This is a genomic window from Streptomyces sp. NBC_01233, assembly GCF_035989305.1.
GTDB lineage: Bacteria > Actinomycetota > Actinomycetes > Streptomycetales > Streptomycetaceae > Streptomyces.
Window position 1 is genome coordinate 9,104,871 of record NZ_CP108514.1, and the last position, 14,476, is coordinate 9,119,346.

A 14,476-nucleotide genomic window follows, 5' to 3' on the forward strand; every position below is an offset into this window, starting at 1 on the left:
GTGGGCAACGTCGCCGCAGCCCTGCTGATTCTGCGGGCCTGCGACCTGCTCACGGCGGAGCACGGGGCGAAGACCGCGGCGACGATTGCGCTCGGCCTATACACCGCCTACAACGCCGCCACGCTTGCTTCCGTTCCCGCAGGGCGTCTCTCCGACGGGCTCGGCAGGCGCGGACCCGTCCTCGTCCTGGCCGGAGGAGTCGCCGCGTTTGCACTCTCCTACGGCCTGTTCACCATCGACGCCACGACGGTGGTGTTCCTCGCGATCGCGTTCGTCTTGGCCGGAGTCGGTACCGGCGCAGTCGAGACCGCCCAGCACTCCGCCGTCGCCGCCCTCGCCCCCAAGGACCTCCGCGGCTCCGCCTTCGGCATGCTCGCCACCGTCCAGTCCCTCGGCAACCTCGCCGCCAGCACCGTCGCCGGCCTCCTCTGGACCGCCGTCTCACCCGCCGTTGCCTTCGCCTACCTCACCGCCTGGATGGTGATCGCGCTCGGAGGGCTCCTCCTCGCCGCACGCCCCTCAGGGGCATGACCTCAGCCCAAAGGCCGCCAGCTCATGATCTTGAAGCCCTGAAGGCCTGCTCAACGGCCGGGATGCTGCGGCTTCTCCGGATGCGGGCTGAGCGGCGTTGACAGCCTTCCCTGGTGGGCGAGCATGAGAAGGTCCGGGGCGAGACTCCGTCCACGGTAGAGCAGACCGGCGCGGCGACGGCCGCCCTGGGTATGTACCGCGGCAGCAACTCGGCCGAGGAGCACGTGCAGGAGGCTGCCCGTCTGGGCGCGCCGGAGGCGTATCAGGTGCGCCCGGTCAACGCGCTGCTCGGTGAGGTCCAGGCCGAGGCCGCAATGGCGGATGGCGTGAATCCGCTCTTTCAGCGTCACCAGCGGACTGTTCCCCTCCGCCATCGAACGGAGAACGCCCCCGGCAGGGGCAGCGCGGACGCATACCACCACAACGAACGGGGTCCGGCCGCCGGTTCCAGCGCGGCCGCCGGATCCGGCGTGAAATCGAGGTCGCAGGGTCCCGCGCAGACCGGGCAGCACCAGAGCGCCGTACGGACGTCCGCGCGGGCGCCGTCTTCGCAGCAGATGTACCCGGGGAGTGCGTGCGTCATGTGCGGAGCGCCTTTACTCGATCACGGCCGTTGTGTGGCACGGATGTTACGCGTCAGCCTGCCTCTTGTGTGCGTGCCAGAGGTGGGCCAACCTTTCGGTAGCGACCGTTCGTTCGGGCAAATTGTCATGGGCATGGCTATAGCTATGCCCGTCCGCGCCCTCACAACGGCCCGCAGTACACCGCAACACACCGTCTACGAGGAGGACCCCCCACATGTCCGCGAAGCGTCACACCCGCCGGAGAATTGCCGGTATCAGCGCCATGGCCGTCGCGGCCCTCGCGCTCGGCGCGGCCGCCGCGTTACCCGCCGCGGCAGCCACCCCGGCCGCCCCGCAGGGCGTCATCGAGAACGCCGGCGCCGCCGGCACCGTCTCCGGCAGCTACATCGTGACCCTGAACGACTCTGCCGCCCGCTCCACCGCCGACAGCGGCAAGGCAGTCGCCAAGCGGTACGGCGCGCGGATCGACCGGACCTACAGCGCCGCCCTCAACGGCTACTCCGTCGAGGTCTCCGAGGCGCAGGCCAAGAAGCTCGCCGCCGACCCCGCCGTCAAGTCGGTCGTACAGAACCGCGTCTTCACCGTCGACACGACCCAGCCCAACCCGCCCTCCTGGGGCCTGGACCGGATCGATCAGCAGGCGCTCCCGCTGAACCAGAGCTACACCTACCCGGACAAGGCCGGCGAGGGCGTCACGGCTTACATCATCGACACCGGCGTCCGCAAGACGCACCAGGACTTCGGCGGCCGAGCCTCCGACGGCTTCGACGCCATCGACAACGACAACACGGCCCAGGACGGCCACGGCCACGGCACGCACGTCGCGGGCACCGTCGCGGGCACCTCGTACGGCGTGGCCAAGAAGGCGAAGATCGTCGGCGTCCGAGTGCTCGACAACAACGGCTCCGGCACAACCGCGCAGGTCGTCGCGGGCATCGACTGGGTGACCCAGCACGCCGTCAAGCCGGCCGTGGCGAACATGTCGCTGGGCGGCGGCGCGGACTCCGCGCTCGACACCGCCGTGCGCAACTCCATAGCCAGCGGCATCACTTACGGCGTCGCCGCGGGCAACGAGTCCACCAACGCGAGCACCAAGTCCCCGGCGCGCGTGACCGAGGCCATCACCGTCGGCGCCACGACCAGCACCGACGCCAAGGCGAGCTACTCCAACTACGGCACGGTCCTGGACCTGTTCGCTCCCGGCTCCAGCATCACCTCCTCCTGGGGCACCGGCGACACCGCCACGAACACCATCTCGGGCACCTCGATGGCGACCCCGCACGTCGTCGGCGCCGCCGCCCTCTACCTCGCGGCCAACCCCGCGTCCACCCCGGCCCAGGTCTCCACGGCCCTCGTGAACGCGGCCACGCCGAACGTCGTGACCAGCCCCGGCACCGGATCCCCGAACCGCCTGCTCAACGTCGGGAACTCCACCACACCGCCGAACCCGGGCACCCGCTTCGAGAACACCGCCGACTACGCGATCAACGACAACGCCACCGTCGAGTCGCCGATCACCGTCAGCGGGATCTCCGGCAACGCCCCGGCCACGCTGAGCGTCCCGGTCGACATCAAGCACACCTACGTCGGCGACCTCAGGGTCGACCTCGTCGCCCCCGACGGCACCGTCTACAACCTGCGCAACCGCACCGGCGGCAGCGCGGACAACATCATCCAGACCTTCACGGTGAACGCCTCGGCCGAGGTCGCCAACGGCGTCTGGAAGCTCCGGGTCGCGGACCTCGCGAACATCGACACCGGAAAGATCGACTCCTGGGCGCTCCAGTTCTGAGGGGCCGGGACTGAAAGCAGCGGCTGAGCCGCGATGAACAGGCGGGGGCGACCGTTTCGGCGGTCGCCCCCGCTGCGCACGCTTCGCGCATTCGTTCGTGCCGGCCGCCCCTCGCCGCCCCCGCCGTTCCCCTGTGAGGGAGTACCCGCCCCGTGAGCACCCCGCCGAGCCCTCCCTCCGGACCGGGCCACTCCTGGCCCCCGCTGTCCCCGCCGATGGGGTGGGGCCGCCGGGTACCCGTACAACCAGCAGTAGCCGGCGCTCAACGGCTTCGCGCTCGCCTCACTGCTCGTCGGGGCCTGCCAGGAACCGGGACGGGTAGGGGATCGGCGCACCGGCTGTCCGCTATCGGCTGGCGTACGGGAGCAGGGCCATCTCCCGGGCGTTCTTGATGGCCAGGGCGAGCTGCCGCTGCTGTTGTGCGGTGACGCGGGTGACGCGGCGGCTGCGGATCTTGCCCCGGTCGGAGATGAACTTACGGAGCAGGTCGGTGTCCTTGTAGTCGATGTGCGTGATTCCTGCCGTGTCCAGTGGGTTGGGGCGGGACCTCAGCGGCTTGCTGGGGGAGGGGCGGCGGGCCATCGGTGTTCCTCAGGGGTGTGGGGTGTGGGTGTCGGGGTGTGGGCCAGGCGGTCAGGAGACGTGGTCGAGCAACGGAGCGAACGCGGCGCGGAGTTGTTTCCATGCCTCCCGCCCTGCCGTGTACTCGGCTTCGGTCAGGAGGCAGGAATCCAGGAGCTGTTCGATCCCTTCGCGGTCGAGGCCCGGCGAGGTGAAGACCAGGTGCTGGCAGCAGTCGCCGTGCTCGGGATGCCAGTCGAGGGCAGCCGCGGCCTGACGCATGGCGGGGACCAGTTCCCAGGCGGCGTCGGGGAGCGAGGCCAGCCAGGGGCCGGCGTTCTCCACGCACAGCGCGCCACCGGCCGCGTCCCAGGCGAGGAGGGTGTCGGGGCGGTCGGCGAGCCAGAACCGGCCGCGGCTGCGGGCTGCGGCGCAGGTCAGGTCTTCCAGGGCTTCGTAGAGCCGCTCGGGGTGGAACGGCCTGCGGCGCTGCCAGACGAGCGTGGCCACTCCGGCCTCGTCGGCCTCCTGGGGGAGCAGTGCACAGGCGGGGTGCTGGGCGGCGGCGGCAGTCTCCACGTCGAAGCCGGCGAAGGCCAGGCGAGTGAGTTCGCTGGAGCCGGTGGGCACCTGGCGAGCCGTCGGGTGCAGTTGGGCGAGCAGGGCGTGGTCCTCGTTGTCGGCCTCCTCGCTGTCGGCGATCGCGAGGACCGGCGCGTATTCCAGCTGGCGGGCCCAGGTGTCCCCGACGGTGCGCTGGTCGGTGGCCGCTGCGGCGAGTCCGGCCTCGCTGAGATCGTCCCCGTTGCCGAGACAGGGGAGGACGAGCGCGGGGTCGACGGCGGTGATCACGTTGGTGAGTTCCAGTACGTCACCGGCGTGGGCGGCGACGACCTCGGCCATCGCCCTGGGTTCGACCGAGTCCCAGAGTTCCACCACGGCCAGGCGGGTCAGCCCGCTCGCGGCCAGCCGCTCCAGTTCCGGGACGAGGTCCTCGCGCAGTGCGCAGCAGGCGCAGTCGTTGACCAGGGGAGTTTCGCCGGTGGATACCTCACCCCCGGAATCGCGCAGTGTGCGGTGGACGTTGCCGCCGGCAGCCGAGGACAGATCGTGGTGCAGGGCAATACTCCCCGGCACCGCGCGGAGCAGGTGCTCGACGGTCTCCTTGCGCGCGTCGGCGTGCATGCCGCCGACGATCACGACGGGAAGGGTCACTTACGACCTCCGTAGCGGCGTTCGAAGCGTTCGACGCGGCCGGCGGTGTCCAGGACACGGGCGGTGCCGGTGTAGAAGGGGTGGCTCTGCGAGGAGATCTCGACGTCGATGACCGGGTAGGTGTGGCCGTCCTCCCACTCGACCGTCTTCTCGCTGGTGGCGGTCGAGCGGGTGAGGAAGGCGAAGTCGGCGGCCTTGTCGCGGAAGACGACGGGGCCGTAGGCAGGGTGGATTCCAGGCTTCATGGGGTGGCTCTCTCTGGGGGAGGGGGAGGTCAGCGCTCTTCGCGGAAGTCGACGTGCCGGCGGACCACCGGGTCGAACTTGCGGAGCACCATGCGGTCGGGGTCGTTACGCCGGTTCTTGCGGGTGACGTAGGTGTAGCCGGTGCCGGCGGTGGAGCGGAGCTTGATGATCGGTCGTACTTCGTTGCGTGCCATGGCGCCAGTATATGGCAATGGGAATCGTTTTCAATAACTGCGTGTGTGGGGCCCCGCCTTCCCCGAGAGGAGGGCGGGGCCCACGCGTGCTGTGTCCCCGGAAAGCCGGGCCGGACGGTGCCGTGGCTGCGACCACCGTCCGGCCCGGAGTCTTCAGGCCGCCGCGACTTTGGCTTGGCCGTGTTCGTGCTCGCAGGCATCGTCGATTCCGTACGTCTCCCAGTCCGGGAAGTCGTCCGTGGCTGGCACGGCCTCGCCCGGGTCGAGCAGGCAGGCGTCGAGGGCCGCCCGCAGCGCCTCGGCGCGAAGGTCCGTGCCGATGAAGACGAGTTCCTGGCCCTGCATCGCGTCCGGCCTGCGGGCGCCCGAGGGTTCGAAGCGGGCCACTGCGCAGGCCTGTGACCACAAGCCGGTCACCCGGGGGCGGCTGGCGAGCCAGAAGAAGCCCTTGGATCGCAGGATCTGCCCGAACGTTCCGCTGTCGAGGCCCTTGGTGACGAAGGTCCACAGCCGGCCCGGGTGGAAGGGGAGGCCGGAGCGGTAGACCAGCGACGAGATGCCGTACTCCTCGGTCTCCGGCACGTGGTCGCCGTTGAGCTCCTTGACCCAGCCCGGAGCCTGCTGTGCTTTCTCGACATCGAACAGGCCGGTGCCCAGCACCTGTTCGAGTGTGACCTGCCCGCGCACGGCGGGCACGATCCGGGCCTCGGGATTGAGGCGGGCGAGCGTGGCGCGCAGCCGGGCCACGTCCGGTGTCCCGACGAGGTCGAGCTTGTTGAGGACGATGACGTCGGCGAACTCGATCTGGTCCATGAGCAGATCGCTGACCGTGCGCTCGTCGTCCTCGTACTGGTCGAGCCCGCGTGCCACGAGTTCGTCGCCGCCTGCGAGTTCGGGCAGGAAGTTCGCGGCGTCGACGACAGTGACCATGGTGTCGAGGTGGGCGAGGTCGCCCAAGGTGGCGCCGTCGTCCCGGGGGAAGGAGAAGGTGGCGGCCACGGGCATCGGTTCGGAGATGCCGCTGGACTCGATGAGGAGGTAGTCGAAGCGCCCCTCGCGCGCCAGCCGGTCGACCTCTTCCAGGAGGTCGTCGCGCAGGGTGCAGCAGATGCACCCGTTGGTCATCTCGACGAGCCGCTCCTCGGTGCGGGAGAGGGCCGCCTCACCGCCGCGGACGAGCGCCGCGTCGATGTTGACCTCGCTCATGTCGTTGACGATCACGGCGACTCGGAGGCCCTCGCGGTTGCCGAGCACGTGATTGAGCAGCGTGGTCTTTCCGGCTCCGAGGAAGCCGGAGAGGACGGTGACGGGCAGTCGGGCGGGCGGCGTACCGGTCATCCGGCTCAGCCTTCGGGATGCAGCAAGCCGCGTTCGTACGCCTTCACCAGGCGCTGCGGGACCTGGTAGACGGAGCCGTCGACCGTGATCGGGACAAGCTGAGGCGTGGTGGCCTTCCACTGGGCGCGGCGGTGGCGGGTGTTGCTGCGGGACATCTTCCGCTTGGGGACGGCCATTTGGATCTCCTGTGAGGTGTCGAACGTACCCGGTGAGCCTATATGAAAACGACGACCATTTTCAATTCGTCGGGATGTGTGGGCCGCATCCTCATTGGGCCGCTGCAATCGCGGCCAAGCACAACTTCGTGGGAATCGCCCACACCGTGGAGGTCGTCGGTACGTGCGCCGACTGTGCGACCTCCCCTGCCTGAAGCGGCCGGTCTGCTGGCATCGCCGGTGCGCGGGTGAAATCCGCCGTTGCGCCCGCTGCCCACTCGTATGAACGAGCGTGCGGCATGGCGCTGCTCGACTCATGCTCCCTGCGGGCTCAGAGTCGGTGCAGGAGGCCGGGAGCTGCCCTGCAGGTCCAGATCGTGCCTGACGGCTTTGGCCTACGCGGGCCGCGGCACCCCACCGAACCTGTGGGGTGCCGCGGCCGCGATGTCATCCGGCTTCGTTCACCAGGAGGACTTCGTCACTCCCGGCAGGAAGCCGGCATGCGCCTGCTGTCGAGTTCGGACCCGGGAGAGTCCGAACTTGCGAAGGTAGCCGCGCGGGCGACCGTCCACGCTGTCGCGGTTGCGCACCCGTGTGGCGCTCGCGTTGCGGGGCTGCCGCCGCAACTCGGTGAGCGCGGCCCGCCGTTCGGCGTCAGTGGACGAAGGACGGCTGATGGTCGCCTTCAGCTCGGCTCGGCAGGCCGCGTACCGCTCGACGATCGCCTTGCGCTTCTCGTTCTGTGCGATCTTGCTCTTCTTCGCCATCAGACCTTCCCTCCCCGCGCCCGGATCCGGGCCACGGCCGCCTCGATGTCGATCGCGTCCACCGTCTTGATCGCCTTGGTGCTCAAGGTGAGGCGGACGTTGCGGCCCTCGCTGGGCAGCCAGTAGCGCTTGCTCTGAATGTTCGGGTCGAAGCGGCGAGACGTGCGCCGGTGCGAGTGGGAGATGCTGTTGCCGAACCCGGGCTTGGCGCCGGTCAGTTGGCAGTGGGCGGACATGACGTTACCTGCCTCTCTCTGCAACATCCCCATATTAGGAATGGAAACCATTCTCATATACTAGCTTCTGGTTTCACTGGCGTCACTCGCAAGAAGCGCCGCGACGGCCCCGTCGCTCATCCCTGCGTCGTGGGCACTTCGACCAGCGGGACTGGGCGTGCTCGCAGTCCTTGTAGAAGGTGCCCATGCCGTGGGCGAGCGACTTCGTTGCCATGCGGTGCGGGACTCCTGGGGCGCCAATGCTGACCTTTTGCTGACGCAGGAGGGTCCAATATGTTCCTGACCTGCACGAAGACGGATATCTCGTGTTACGTTCCGGAACTGGATCAGCCGGAGCAACGAGGAGATCGTGCAAGCCCGCAAGGACTGGATGGAGGGCACCCGCTACGGCGAGGTGAAGGGCTACGGTGGCCCTCCGATCCCCGTGCCACAGCTCCCGCAGGTGGCCCTGAAACCCCAAGGACGGGTGCGTTGACCTGCACTTTTCCGGAGCAGGCTGACGAGTCGAGACCAGCCGTAGACGGGCCGGCGCTCCCGTGGAGACCGCTCCGTCGGAGCGCGTGACGTGGGCTCTCTTCGGGCGCCCGACGTTTCCCATGTGTGACCGGCTGGGGTCGGCTTTGCCAGGACCAATGCTGACCCAACGCTGACTTTGGTGACGGTTCGTCAGGCCTGGAGGGCTGAACAGGTTGTACCGAGCGCTTGGCTGCCTCGGGAGCCCGGCCGACTGCTTGGATCCCGAGCGGGATCATCGGGGCGGCGGCAGTGGACGGCACACTGGCCCTGTGCCGGAGACCATCAGGAACGTTGCCTGCGGAATCCGCCGTACGGTCACCGCCCGGCAGGCGCCGGGCGCTGGGCCGCGCGTGACACGCCCGATCGCGCAGAATCGCTGGTGTCCACGCGCCGCACGGGACGATGTCACCACGCATCCGGCGGCGAAGGGGGCATCCTGCATGGCTCCGTGCGCTTTGCACGTCGCGCCCACCCTCCACGCCGGCCGCTGGCCGCCGGCGTCCGGCACGGTCATACGCATCCCCTGCGGCGTCGCGGCGGGCGGCCACTCCCTGCGCGGACGCCTCGACCGCGCAGCCGGGAACCTCGGCCGTCAAGTGACCCGTCCGCACAGTGCAATTGGCTATTCATTGATGGACTGCTGACGTATTCTTGACGCCTGGTGTGCCGGGAAGTCTGGTCGGCAGTTCAGGAGCCATGGGCTGTTCCATGGGCTCCGGCTCTCGCCTTGAAAGGCATCCCTCATGGCCGCCATACAGCAGCCCGCTGCGCCTGCGCCCCTGCCGGACGGCCCAGGTCGTCGCAGCCCGCGCCGCTCGGTCCTCTTCTTCGCGTTCGCCTTCGCTGTGATCGCAGACCCCGTCTCCTCCGTGGCGTACGCCATTGAGGCGGCGTTGCGTGCCCTGCACGGCGATCTCGCCCTGCTGCTGCCGACCATGTCGCTGGTGGTGGGCCTGGTCGTCGTGGTCACCGCCAACTACTGGCAGCTGGTGCGCCGCTTCCCCAAGGGAGGTGGGGCGGCAGCGGCGGCAGGGCGGGCCTTCGGGCCGCGCTGGACGTTCGTACCGATCGGCGCACTCGTCGTCGACTTCGTCCTGACCATCGGGATTTCCATCTCGGCCGCCGCCAGTGCCGTGATCGCCCTCTTCCCCGCGGCCGCACCCTTCCGTATCCCGCTCGCCCTGCTCCTGTTGCTGGTCGTCGCCGGGTTGACCTGGTTCGGACACGGCGGGCGGCTGCTGTTCGCCGTCATGACCGTGCTCTTCGTGCTCGTCTGCGTCGCCGTACTCGTCCACGGCTTCGTTTCTCCTCACACCATCGGTGAGGCCCCCGCCTCGACCGACCCGGGCCGCTCCGCCGCCCTGGCAGTCGTCCTCGCCTTCCCCGTCGCGATGGCCCTGGCCACCGGCATCGAGGCGCCGTCCACGGCCATCGCTCAGCTCGGCCAGCTCGACGACACCCACCGTCGCCGCTTCGGGCGCGGCACGCTCGCCCTTCTCCTGGTCATCGTCGGCGGCCTCACCCTGGCCCTGACCGTGCTCGCCGTACGCCTCCGCATCGGCATCCCCGGCAAGGACTCCACCCAGATCGCCGACATCGCCCATGCCGCCACCGGCTCCGGCTGGCTCTACGGGGCCTTCCAGGTCACCAGCTCCCTGCTGCTCTTGGCCGCCGCCAGCTCCTCGTTCCAGGCCGGCCCCGGACTCCTCAAGGCCCTCGCCGGATCTCCGGACCACCCGGGCGTCCTCCCGTCGGTGCTGGGCCGGACGAACCGCCACCACACGCCGTACTGGTCCGTCCTCGTCTACCTGGCCGCAGCCGCCGTGATCATCGTGGCCGCTGCGGGGGAGGAGCAGGAACTGGTCCTCTTCTACGCGGTCGCGGTCTTCGTCAGCTTCCTCGTCGGTCTGCTGGCCATGACCCGCTTCGCCCGCACCGAGGGTAAGACCGCCCTCGCCTGGCTCAACGGCCTGGCGGCCGTGGCGGTCGCCTTCACCCTGCTGGTGAACCTCCTCCGCGGCTGGCCCGTCCTCTCCCTGGTCGCCACCCTCGCCATCGGCGGAGCCTTCTACCTCCGCTGGGTCCGGGCAGGCCGCCCCTCCGGTATCGAGGATGTCGAGGCCCGCGCCGAGGCCGACTGACACGACGCGGTTACGATTCGGACCGCGATCCGCAGGCTCGGTCGGCCGGGGCCCTGGGGCGCATCCTCGCTGACCGGCTTACCGTTTCGGCAGCCGGGCAGCCGGGCAGCCGGGCAGCCGGGCAGCCGGGCAGCCGGGCAGCCGGGCAGCCGGCAGCCCGCAGGCGCGCGCCAGAGCGCGGATTGTGCAGGCTCGTGGTAAAGCACCTGCTTGAAGGAGGGCCCCGCGTGGGGATCCGCCTCGGCATCGGCGTACTGATCACCGTCACAGTGCTGCTGCTCGTCGGCTCCGGCGTTGCCACACTCAGCAGGGGTTGGCTGGTGCCCTGGCAGCGGCGGCACATCGTCCGTATCCGGCTTTTCGGCTGGGCGCAGCTCCTGATCGCGATCGCGCTGGGCATCCAGCTGATCGGTCTCCTAGCGGTCGATTCCGCCTACCACCCCGTGTTCACCATGCCCGGCACCGTGGTGTTGCTGTTCGCCCTGGTGTTGATCACGCATGCGCAGCGTCCGAGAGGCACAGGCCAAGGAGGTATCCGACCGGCGATCCTGCGCGCGGATTGCGAGCGCGGGAGCGCGGTTGGGCGCACCATGGGATGCGGGGGCCGAGGGGGTGTGACGAGCGGGCAGGAGCCCGTCGATGGCGCGTGGGCGATTGCGGATCTACCTCGGGGCCGCCCCGGGCGTGGGAAAGACGTACGCGATGCTCGAGGAAGGGCAGCGGCTGGCCTCGGCCGGTGCCGATGTGGTCGTCGGTTTCGTCGAGCCGCATGGGCGGCGGCCCACCGCTGCCCTCGCCGAAGGGCTGGAGACCATTCCCCGGCGCACCGTGGAGTACCGGGGGGCGAGCTTCACCGAGATGGACTGGGACGGGGTGCTCGCCCGCCGCCCGCAGGTCGCCCTGGTCGACGAACTGGCCCACACCAATGTGCCCGGTTCCCGGCACGCCAAGCGATGGCAGGACGTCGAGGAACTCCTCGACGCGGGGATCGACGTAGTCACCACGCTCAACGTCCAGCACCTGGAGTCCCTGGGCGACGTGGTCCGGCAGATCACCAGTGTCCCGCAGCGCGAGACCCTGCCCGACGAGGTGGCACGCCGCGCGGACCAGATCGAACTGGTGGACCTGCCGCCCGAGCTGCTGCGCCGACGCATGCTGCACGGCGAGATCTATTCCTCGGACCGCATCGAGGCGGCCCTCACCCACTACTTCCGCGTCGGCAACCTCACCGCCCTGCGCGAACTCGCCCTGCTGTGGCTCGCCGACCGCGTCGAGGAAGGACTGCAGCGCTACCGCGCGGAACACGGCATCACCACCCCCTGGGAAACCCGCGAGCGCATCATGGTCGCCCTCACCGGCGGCCCCGAGGGAGAGACACTGATACGCCGCAGCGCCCGGATCGGCGCCCGGGTCCCCGGCAGTGAGCTGCTGGCATTGCACGTCGTACCGGGTGACGGCCTTACCCACGGCGATCCCGCCACCCTCGCAGCCCAGCGGGCCCTGGTGGAGTCGCTGGGCGGCAGCTACCACCAGACCACCGGCGACGACATCGCCGAGGCGCTGCTCCAGTTCGCGGAGGCCGAGAACGTCACGCAGATCGTGCTGGGTGCGAGCCGCCGCGGAAGGCTCTCCACGTTCCTCCGCGGCGGTGTGGGGCACCGGACGATCCGGCGATCCGGCCCCATCGACGTACTCGTGATCACCCACGAGCACGCCGCCGGCTCGACTTCCCCGCTGCGACTGCCGCACCCGAGCCGCGCCACCGGCCCACGGCGCTTCTGGACGGCGATGCTGCTCACGGCGATCACTCTTCCGGGCCTGACCGCCCTCCTGGTTCTTCTGGGCGAGCACGTGGATCTCTCCCTTGCCTTGGTGCTCTACCTGCTCGCCGTTGTCGTGATCGCCCTGGTCGGTGGCCTCGTTCCCGCGCTGGTGGCCGCTCTGGCCGCGGGACTGCTCGCCGACTATTACTTCACCCCGCCGCCGCACTCGCTGCGCGTCGAGCGCCCCGCCGATGTCACAGCGCTGGTGGTGTACGTCATCACGGCCTTCATCGTCGGCATGGCCGCGGGTACGGCCGCACGCAGCACGTACCAGGCCGTCCGCGCGAGCTCCGAGGCCCGGGCACTGAGTCGGCTGGCCACCGCCATGATGCACGGCCAGGACCTGCCGACCTTGCTCGAACAGGTACGGGAGGACTTCGGCCTGGAGGCGGTGAGCCTGTTGGAACGCGATACGGGGCATGCCGCCGAGCCGCGCTGGTACGTCGTCGCCAGCACCGGCGCGGAGCCACCCGAGCACCCGTACGACGCCGATGTGGAGAGCCCCGTCGGCGACGACCTCACCCTGGCGGCCCGAGGGAGCCCGCTGAGCAGCGAAGACCAGCGCGTACTGGGAGCGTGCGCGGCCCAGTTGGGCATGGCCTACTCCCACGGCCGGCTTGCTGCCCACGATGCCGAAACGGGCCTGCGCGCCGAAGCCGAGCACACCAGGGCCTCGCTCCTCCTCACCGCGAGCCGCGATCTGCGGGGCCCACTGCGCACAGCCGACGAGGCGCTGGATGGCGTCGGCGTCGGCACGGATACGAGGGAGAGCCAGGCCCTCGCCGTAGCCCGGTCGTCGGTGCGGCGTGCGGTCCAGCTTGTCTCGGATCTCGACGAGCTGAGCCGCCTGCATGCTGGGGCACTGGATCTGTATCTGCGGCCGGTCGATCTCGACGAGCTGCTCACCGCCGTTCTGGACGACCTGGGCCCCGGCGGCCATACGATCCAATGCAGCCTGCCGGAGCTGCTGCCCGACGTGATCGCCGACGCAGCCGTGCTCACTCGCGTGCTGACCGCTTTGGCTGCCGAGGCCCAGCGCCACAGCCCGCCGGACCGGCCCGCGCGGCTGACGGGCAGGACCCGGGCTGGTCAGGTGGAGATCCACATGACGGACGGCACCAACAACGCAGTGCAGGGTGCGGAACGCGGCGCACATCCGAGTCGCACGCCGGACAGTCTGACCCTGCGGATGTGCCGTGACCTCACGGAGACCATGGGAGGCACCCTTGAAACCGCATCCGCCGGCCCCGGCTTTGCCGTGACGCTCACGCTTCCGGCGGCGGCCTCCCGGCGGCCGATCACCCCGTCTGCGCCCTCCCCGACGGGGGATCAGTGACTCGCGTCAGCCACTGCCCGGTGGAGAGTGCGTCGTTGGCCCCCCGCTGGGGTCATGACCGTGCGTACGGAAGTCACCGACCGCCGATCACTCGAGGCCGGAGGCCTTGAAGACGGTGAGAGCCGTCTCGCGGTCGATGCGCTGGGCCAGCCGGCGCAGGGCTGTCTCGCCGCACAGCAGAGTGCCGCGCTGGATCGACGTGCGGGTGTCCGTGTCGACGCGGCGCCACATCGCGGGATTGCGGACCAGGACGGTCGGATCGATCTCGACCCGGCTTCCCTCCGTGTCGCGGAGGATCATCCGCTGGGCCACCCCGTCGGACCACCTGACCGAGACGAGGGAGTCTGTGCGGACAGTGTGTTCGACCAGCAGTCCTCGGGCGCTCAGCAGACCGGGACCTACGGAGACCCTGGACGGCAGCAGGATCACGAAGAGGAGGGCGGCCAGGCCGGTCCAGAGGACGCCGCGGGTCGCGTCGAGCTCTCCGAAGCCCGCGTCCATGGCGAGCAGGGCCGAGTACAGGAGGGACGCGATACCGATGGCCGAGCGCCTCTCGTCGGCCCAGTGGATGTCGCGTGCGATAGGTCCTCTAGGCTCCGCGCCGGCGTGAGCGCCGGTCGCGGACTGCGCGAAACGTCGTCCCATGGGGGTGACGTTAGGGCCGGTACGGGCCTCGACACCGGACCCTGACGCACCGCTGATGTGATGGCTACGGCATTTTGACGGGGCTCCGGTTCGAGGCCGACCCCAGTCCGTTCAGTGGCCTGGCGGGCCGGTGGTGACCGGCGCGGGATTCCACGGTGCGGGGGCAGGCGGTGGCTCGAACGGTCCGGCCCGGTTGGCCATGAGGATCAGCATCGTCCCGACGACGAGCACGGTGGTGACGATGAGGGCGAGCCCGACGGGGTTGCGAGGGTTGTAGTAGCAGCGGTTCGTTCCCCACTTGCTCCGCTTGAAGACCGGTTCGTCGTCGTGATGCACAGGCTGCGTCCCGGCTGGGTCGAAGGTATGGAGCGGCGCGCATTCCCCAGCGGCCATTCCG

At 69.8% G+C, this 14,476-nt stretch carries 15 protein-coding genes and 2 pseudogenes; 6 read left to right on the forward strand and 11 right to left on the reverse strand.

What is annotated here, in order from left to right:
• The 3 genes and pseudogenes from OG332_RS42185 (at window position 1) to OG332_RS42195 (ending at window position 2,907) form a co-directional block, all read left to right on the forward strand.
• Window positions 1-531: an MFS transporter gene (locus tag OG332_RS42185; RefSeq protein ID WP_327418401.1), complete on the forward strand. Its 531-nt coding sequence runs from the start codon at window positions 1-3 to the stop codon at window positions 529-531.
• 191 nt (window positions 532-722) lie between these two features.
• Window positions 723-803: pseudogene (locus OG332_RS48040) on the forward strand (hypothetical protein); the annotation flags it as partial.
• 526 nt (window positions 804-1,329) lie between these two features.
• Window positions 1,330-2,907, forward strand: a complete 1,578-nt coding sequence (locus OG332_RS42195) for a S8 family peptidase (protein WP_327418403.1) — start codon at window positions 1,330-1,332, stop codon at window positions 2,905-2,907.
• Window positions 2,908-3,252: 345 nt separating this feature from the next.
• Here OG332_RS42195 and rpsR read toward each other — a convergent pair whose 3' ends face one another.
• The 6 genes from rpsR to rpmF all read right to left on the reverse strand — a co-directional run bounded on the left by rpsR (window position 3,253) and on the right by rpmF (window position 6,636).
• The gene (rpsR, locus tag OG332_RS42200; RefSeq protein ID WP_327418404.1) at window positions 3,253-3,489 is read right to left on the reverse strand and encodes a 30S ribosomal protein S18; all 237 of its coding nucleotides are present in this window, start codon (window positions 3,487-3,489) and stop codon (window positions 3,253-3,255) included.
• Window positions 3,490-3,540: 51 nt separating this feature from the next.
• Complete coding sequence (locus tag OG332_RS42205) at window positions 3,541-4,653, reverse strand: CobW family GTP-binding protein (RefSeq protein ID WP_327419535.1); 1,113 nt, start codon at window positions 4,651-4,653, stop codon at window positions 3,541-3,543.
• Between the two features lie 26 nt (window positions 4,654-4,679).
• A complete protein-coding gene (locus OG332_RS42210; RefSeq protein ID WP_327418405.1) occupies window positions 4,680-4,928 on the reverse strand; it encodes a type B 50S ribosomal protein L31 in 249 nt (82 codons plus the stop codon).
• 29 nt (window positions 4,929-4,957) lie between these two features.
• Entirely contained in the window at window positions 4,958-5,122 is a 165-nt protein-coding gene (rpmG, locus tag OG332_RS42215) for a 50S ribosomal protein L33 (protein WP_007267663.1), read from the reverse strand.
• Between the two features lie 153 nt (window positions 5,123-5,275).
• Window positions 5,276-6,460 carry a GTP-binding protein gene (locus OG332_RS42220; RefSeq protein WP_327418406.1) on the reverse strand — a complete coding sequence of 395 codons (1,185 nt, stop codon included), beginning with the start codon at window positions 6,458-6,460 and terminating at the stop codon, window positions 5,276-5,278.
• A 5-nt stretch (window positions 6,461-6,465) separates the two neighbouring features.
• Window positions 6,466-6,636, reverse strand: coding sequence for a 50S ribosomal protein L32 (gene rpmF, locus OG332_RS42225; RefSeq protein ID WP_183068845.1), 171 nt, complete (start codon window positions 6,634-6,636; stop codon window positions 6,466-6,468).
• A gap of 95 nt (window positions 6,637-6,731) precedes the next feature.
• Between rpmF and OG332_RS42230 the strand changes: the two are divergent.
• Window positions 6,732-6,830, forward strand: a pseudogene (locus OG332_RS42230) (transcriptional repressor); the annotation flags it as partial.
• 246 nt (window positions 6,831-7,076) lie between these two features.
• On the opposite strand, the gene rpsN reads toward OG332_RS42230, so the two are convergent.
• The 3 genes from rpsN to OG332_RS42245 all read right to left on the reverse strand — a co-directional run bounded on the left by rpsN (window position 7,077) and on the right by OG332_RS42245 (window position 7,832).
• Complete coding sequence (gene rpsN / locus OG332_RS42235; RefSeq protein WP_327418407.1) at window positions 7,077-7,382, reverse strand: 30S ribosomal protein S14; 306 nt, start codon at window positions 7,380-7,382, stop codon at window positions 7,077-7,079.
• Window positions 7,382-7,618, reverse strand: coding sequence for a 50S ribosomal protein L28 (rpmB, locus tag OG332_RS42240; RefSeq protein WP_327418408.1), 237 nt, complete (start codon window positions 7,616-7,618; stop codon window positions 7,382-7,384). Before rpmB ends, rpsN begins: the two co-directional genes overlap by 1 nt.
• Window positions 7,619-7,700: 82 nt before the next feature.
• The gene (locus OG332_RS42245; RefSeq protein WP_327418409.1) at window positions 7,701-7,832 is read right to left on the reverse strand and encodes a hypothetical protein; all 132 of its coding nucleotides are present in this window, start codon (window positions 7,830-7,832) and stop codon (window positions 7,701-7,703) included.
• Between the two features lie 1,045 nt (window positions 7,833-8,877).
• Here OG332_RS42245 and OG332_RS42255 point away from each other — a divergent pair.
• Both OG332_RS42255 and OG332_RS42260 read left to right on the forward strand, forming a co-directional pair.
• Window positions 8,878-10,275, forward strand: coding sequence for an amino acid permease (locus tag OG332_RS42255; protein ID WP_327418410.1), 1,398 nt, complete (start codon window positions 8,878-8,880; stop codon window positions 10,273-10,275).
• Window positions 10,276-10,914: 639 nt separating this feature from the next.
• Window positions 10,915-13,434, forward strand: a complete 2,520-nt coding sequence (locus tag OG332_RS42260; protein WP_327418411.1) for a sensor histidine kinase — start codon at window positions 10,915-10,917, stop codon at window positions 13,432-13,434.
• 87 nt (window positions 13,435-13,521) lie between these two features.
• Here the strand turns inward: OG332_RS42260 and OG332_RS42265 are convergent, their stop codons facing one another.
• Both OG332_RS42265 and OG332_RS42270 read right to left on the reverse strand, forming a co-directional pair.
• Complete coding sequence (locus OG332_RS42265) at window positions 13,522-14,079, reverse strand: hypothetical protein (protein ID WP_327418412.1); 558 nt, start codon at window positions 14,077-14,079, stop codon at window positions 13,522-13,524.
• Window positions 14,080-14,190: 111 nt separating this feature from the next.
• The gene (locus tag OG332_RS42270) at window positions 14,191-14,415 is read right to left on the reverse strand and encodes a hypothetical protein (protein WP_327418413.1); all 225 of its coding nucleotides are present in this window, start codon (window positions 14,413-14,415) and stop codon (window positions 14,191-14,193) included.
• Window positions 14,416-14,476 lie beyond the last annotated feature (61 nt).

Excerpts from the sequence above, each read along its gene's own strand:
- OG332_RS42260 (WP_327418411.1), top strand. The coding sequence starts at position 10,915 with ATGGCGCGTGGGCGATTGCGGATCTACCTCGGGGCCGCCCCGGGCGTG.
- OG332_RS42255 (WP_327418410.1), top strand. The coding sequence starts at position 8,878 with ATGGCCGCCATACAGCAGCCCGCTGCGCCTGCGCCCCTGCCGGACGGC.
- OG332_RS42210 (WP_327418405.1), bottom strand. The coding sequence starts at position 4,928 with ATGAAGCCTGGAATCCACCCTGCCTACGGCCCCGTCGTCTTCCGCGAC.
- OG332_RS42195 (WP_327418403.1), top strand. The coding sequence starts at position 1,330 with ATGTCCGCGAAGCGTCACACCCGCCGGAGAATTGCCGGTATCAGCGCC.
- rpmF (WP_183068845.1), bottom strand. The coding sequence starts at position 6,636 with ATGGCCGTCCCCAAGCGGAAGATGTCCCGCAGCAACACCCGCCACCGC.
- OG332_RS42245 (WP_327418409.1), bottom strand. The coding sequence starts at position 7,832 with ATGGCAACGAAGTCGCTCGCCCACGGCATGGGCACCTTCTACAAGGAC.
- rpsR (WP_327418404.1), bottom strand. The coding sequence starts at position 3,489 with ATGGCCCGCCGCCCCTCCCCCAGCAAGCCGCTGAGGTCCCGCCCCAAC.
- OG332_RS42205 (WP_327419535.1), bottom strand. The coding sequence starts at position 4,653 with ATGCACGCCGACGCGCGCAAGGAGACCGTCGAGCACCTGCTCCGCGCG.
- OG332_RS42220 (WP_327418406.1), bottom strand. The coding sequence starts at position 6,460 with ATGACCGGTACGCCGCCCGCCCGACTGCCCGTCACCGTCCTCTCCGGC.
- rpsN (WP_327418407.1), bottom strand. The coding sequence starts at position 7,382 with ATGGCGAAGAAGAGCAAGATCGCACAGAACGAGAAGCGCAAGGCGATC.
- OG332_RS42265 (WP_327418412.1), bottom strand. The coding sequence starts at position 14,079 with ATGGGACGACGTTTCGCGCAGTCCGCGACCGGCGCTCACGCCGGCGCG.
- rpmG (WP_007267663.1), bottom strand. The coding sequence starts at position 5,122 with ATGGCACGCAACGAAGTACGACCGATCATCAAGCTCCGCTCCACCGCC.
- rpmB (WP_327418408.1), bottom strand. The coding sequence starts at position 7,618 with ATGTCCGCCCACTGCCAACTGACCGGCGCCAAGCCCGGGTTCGGCAAC.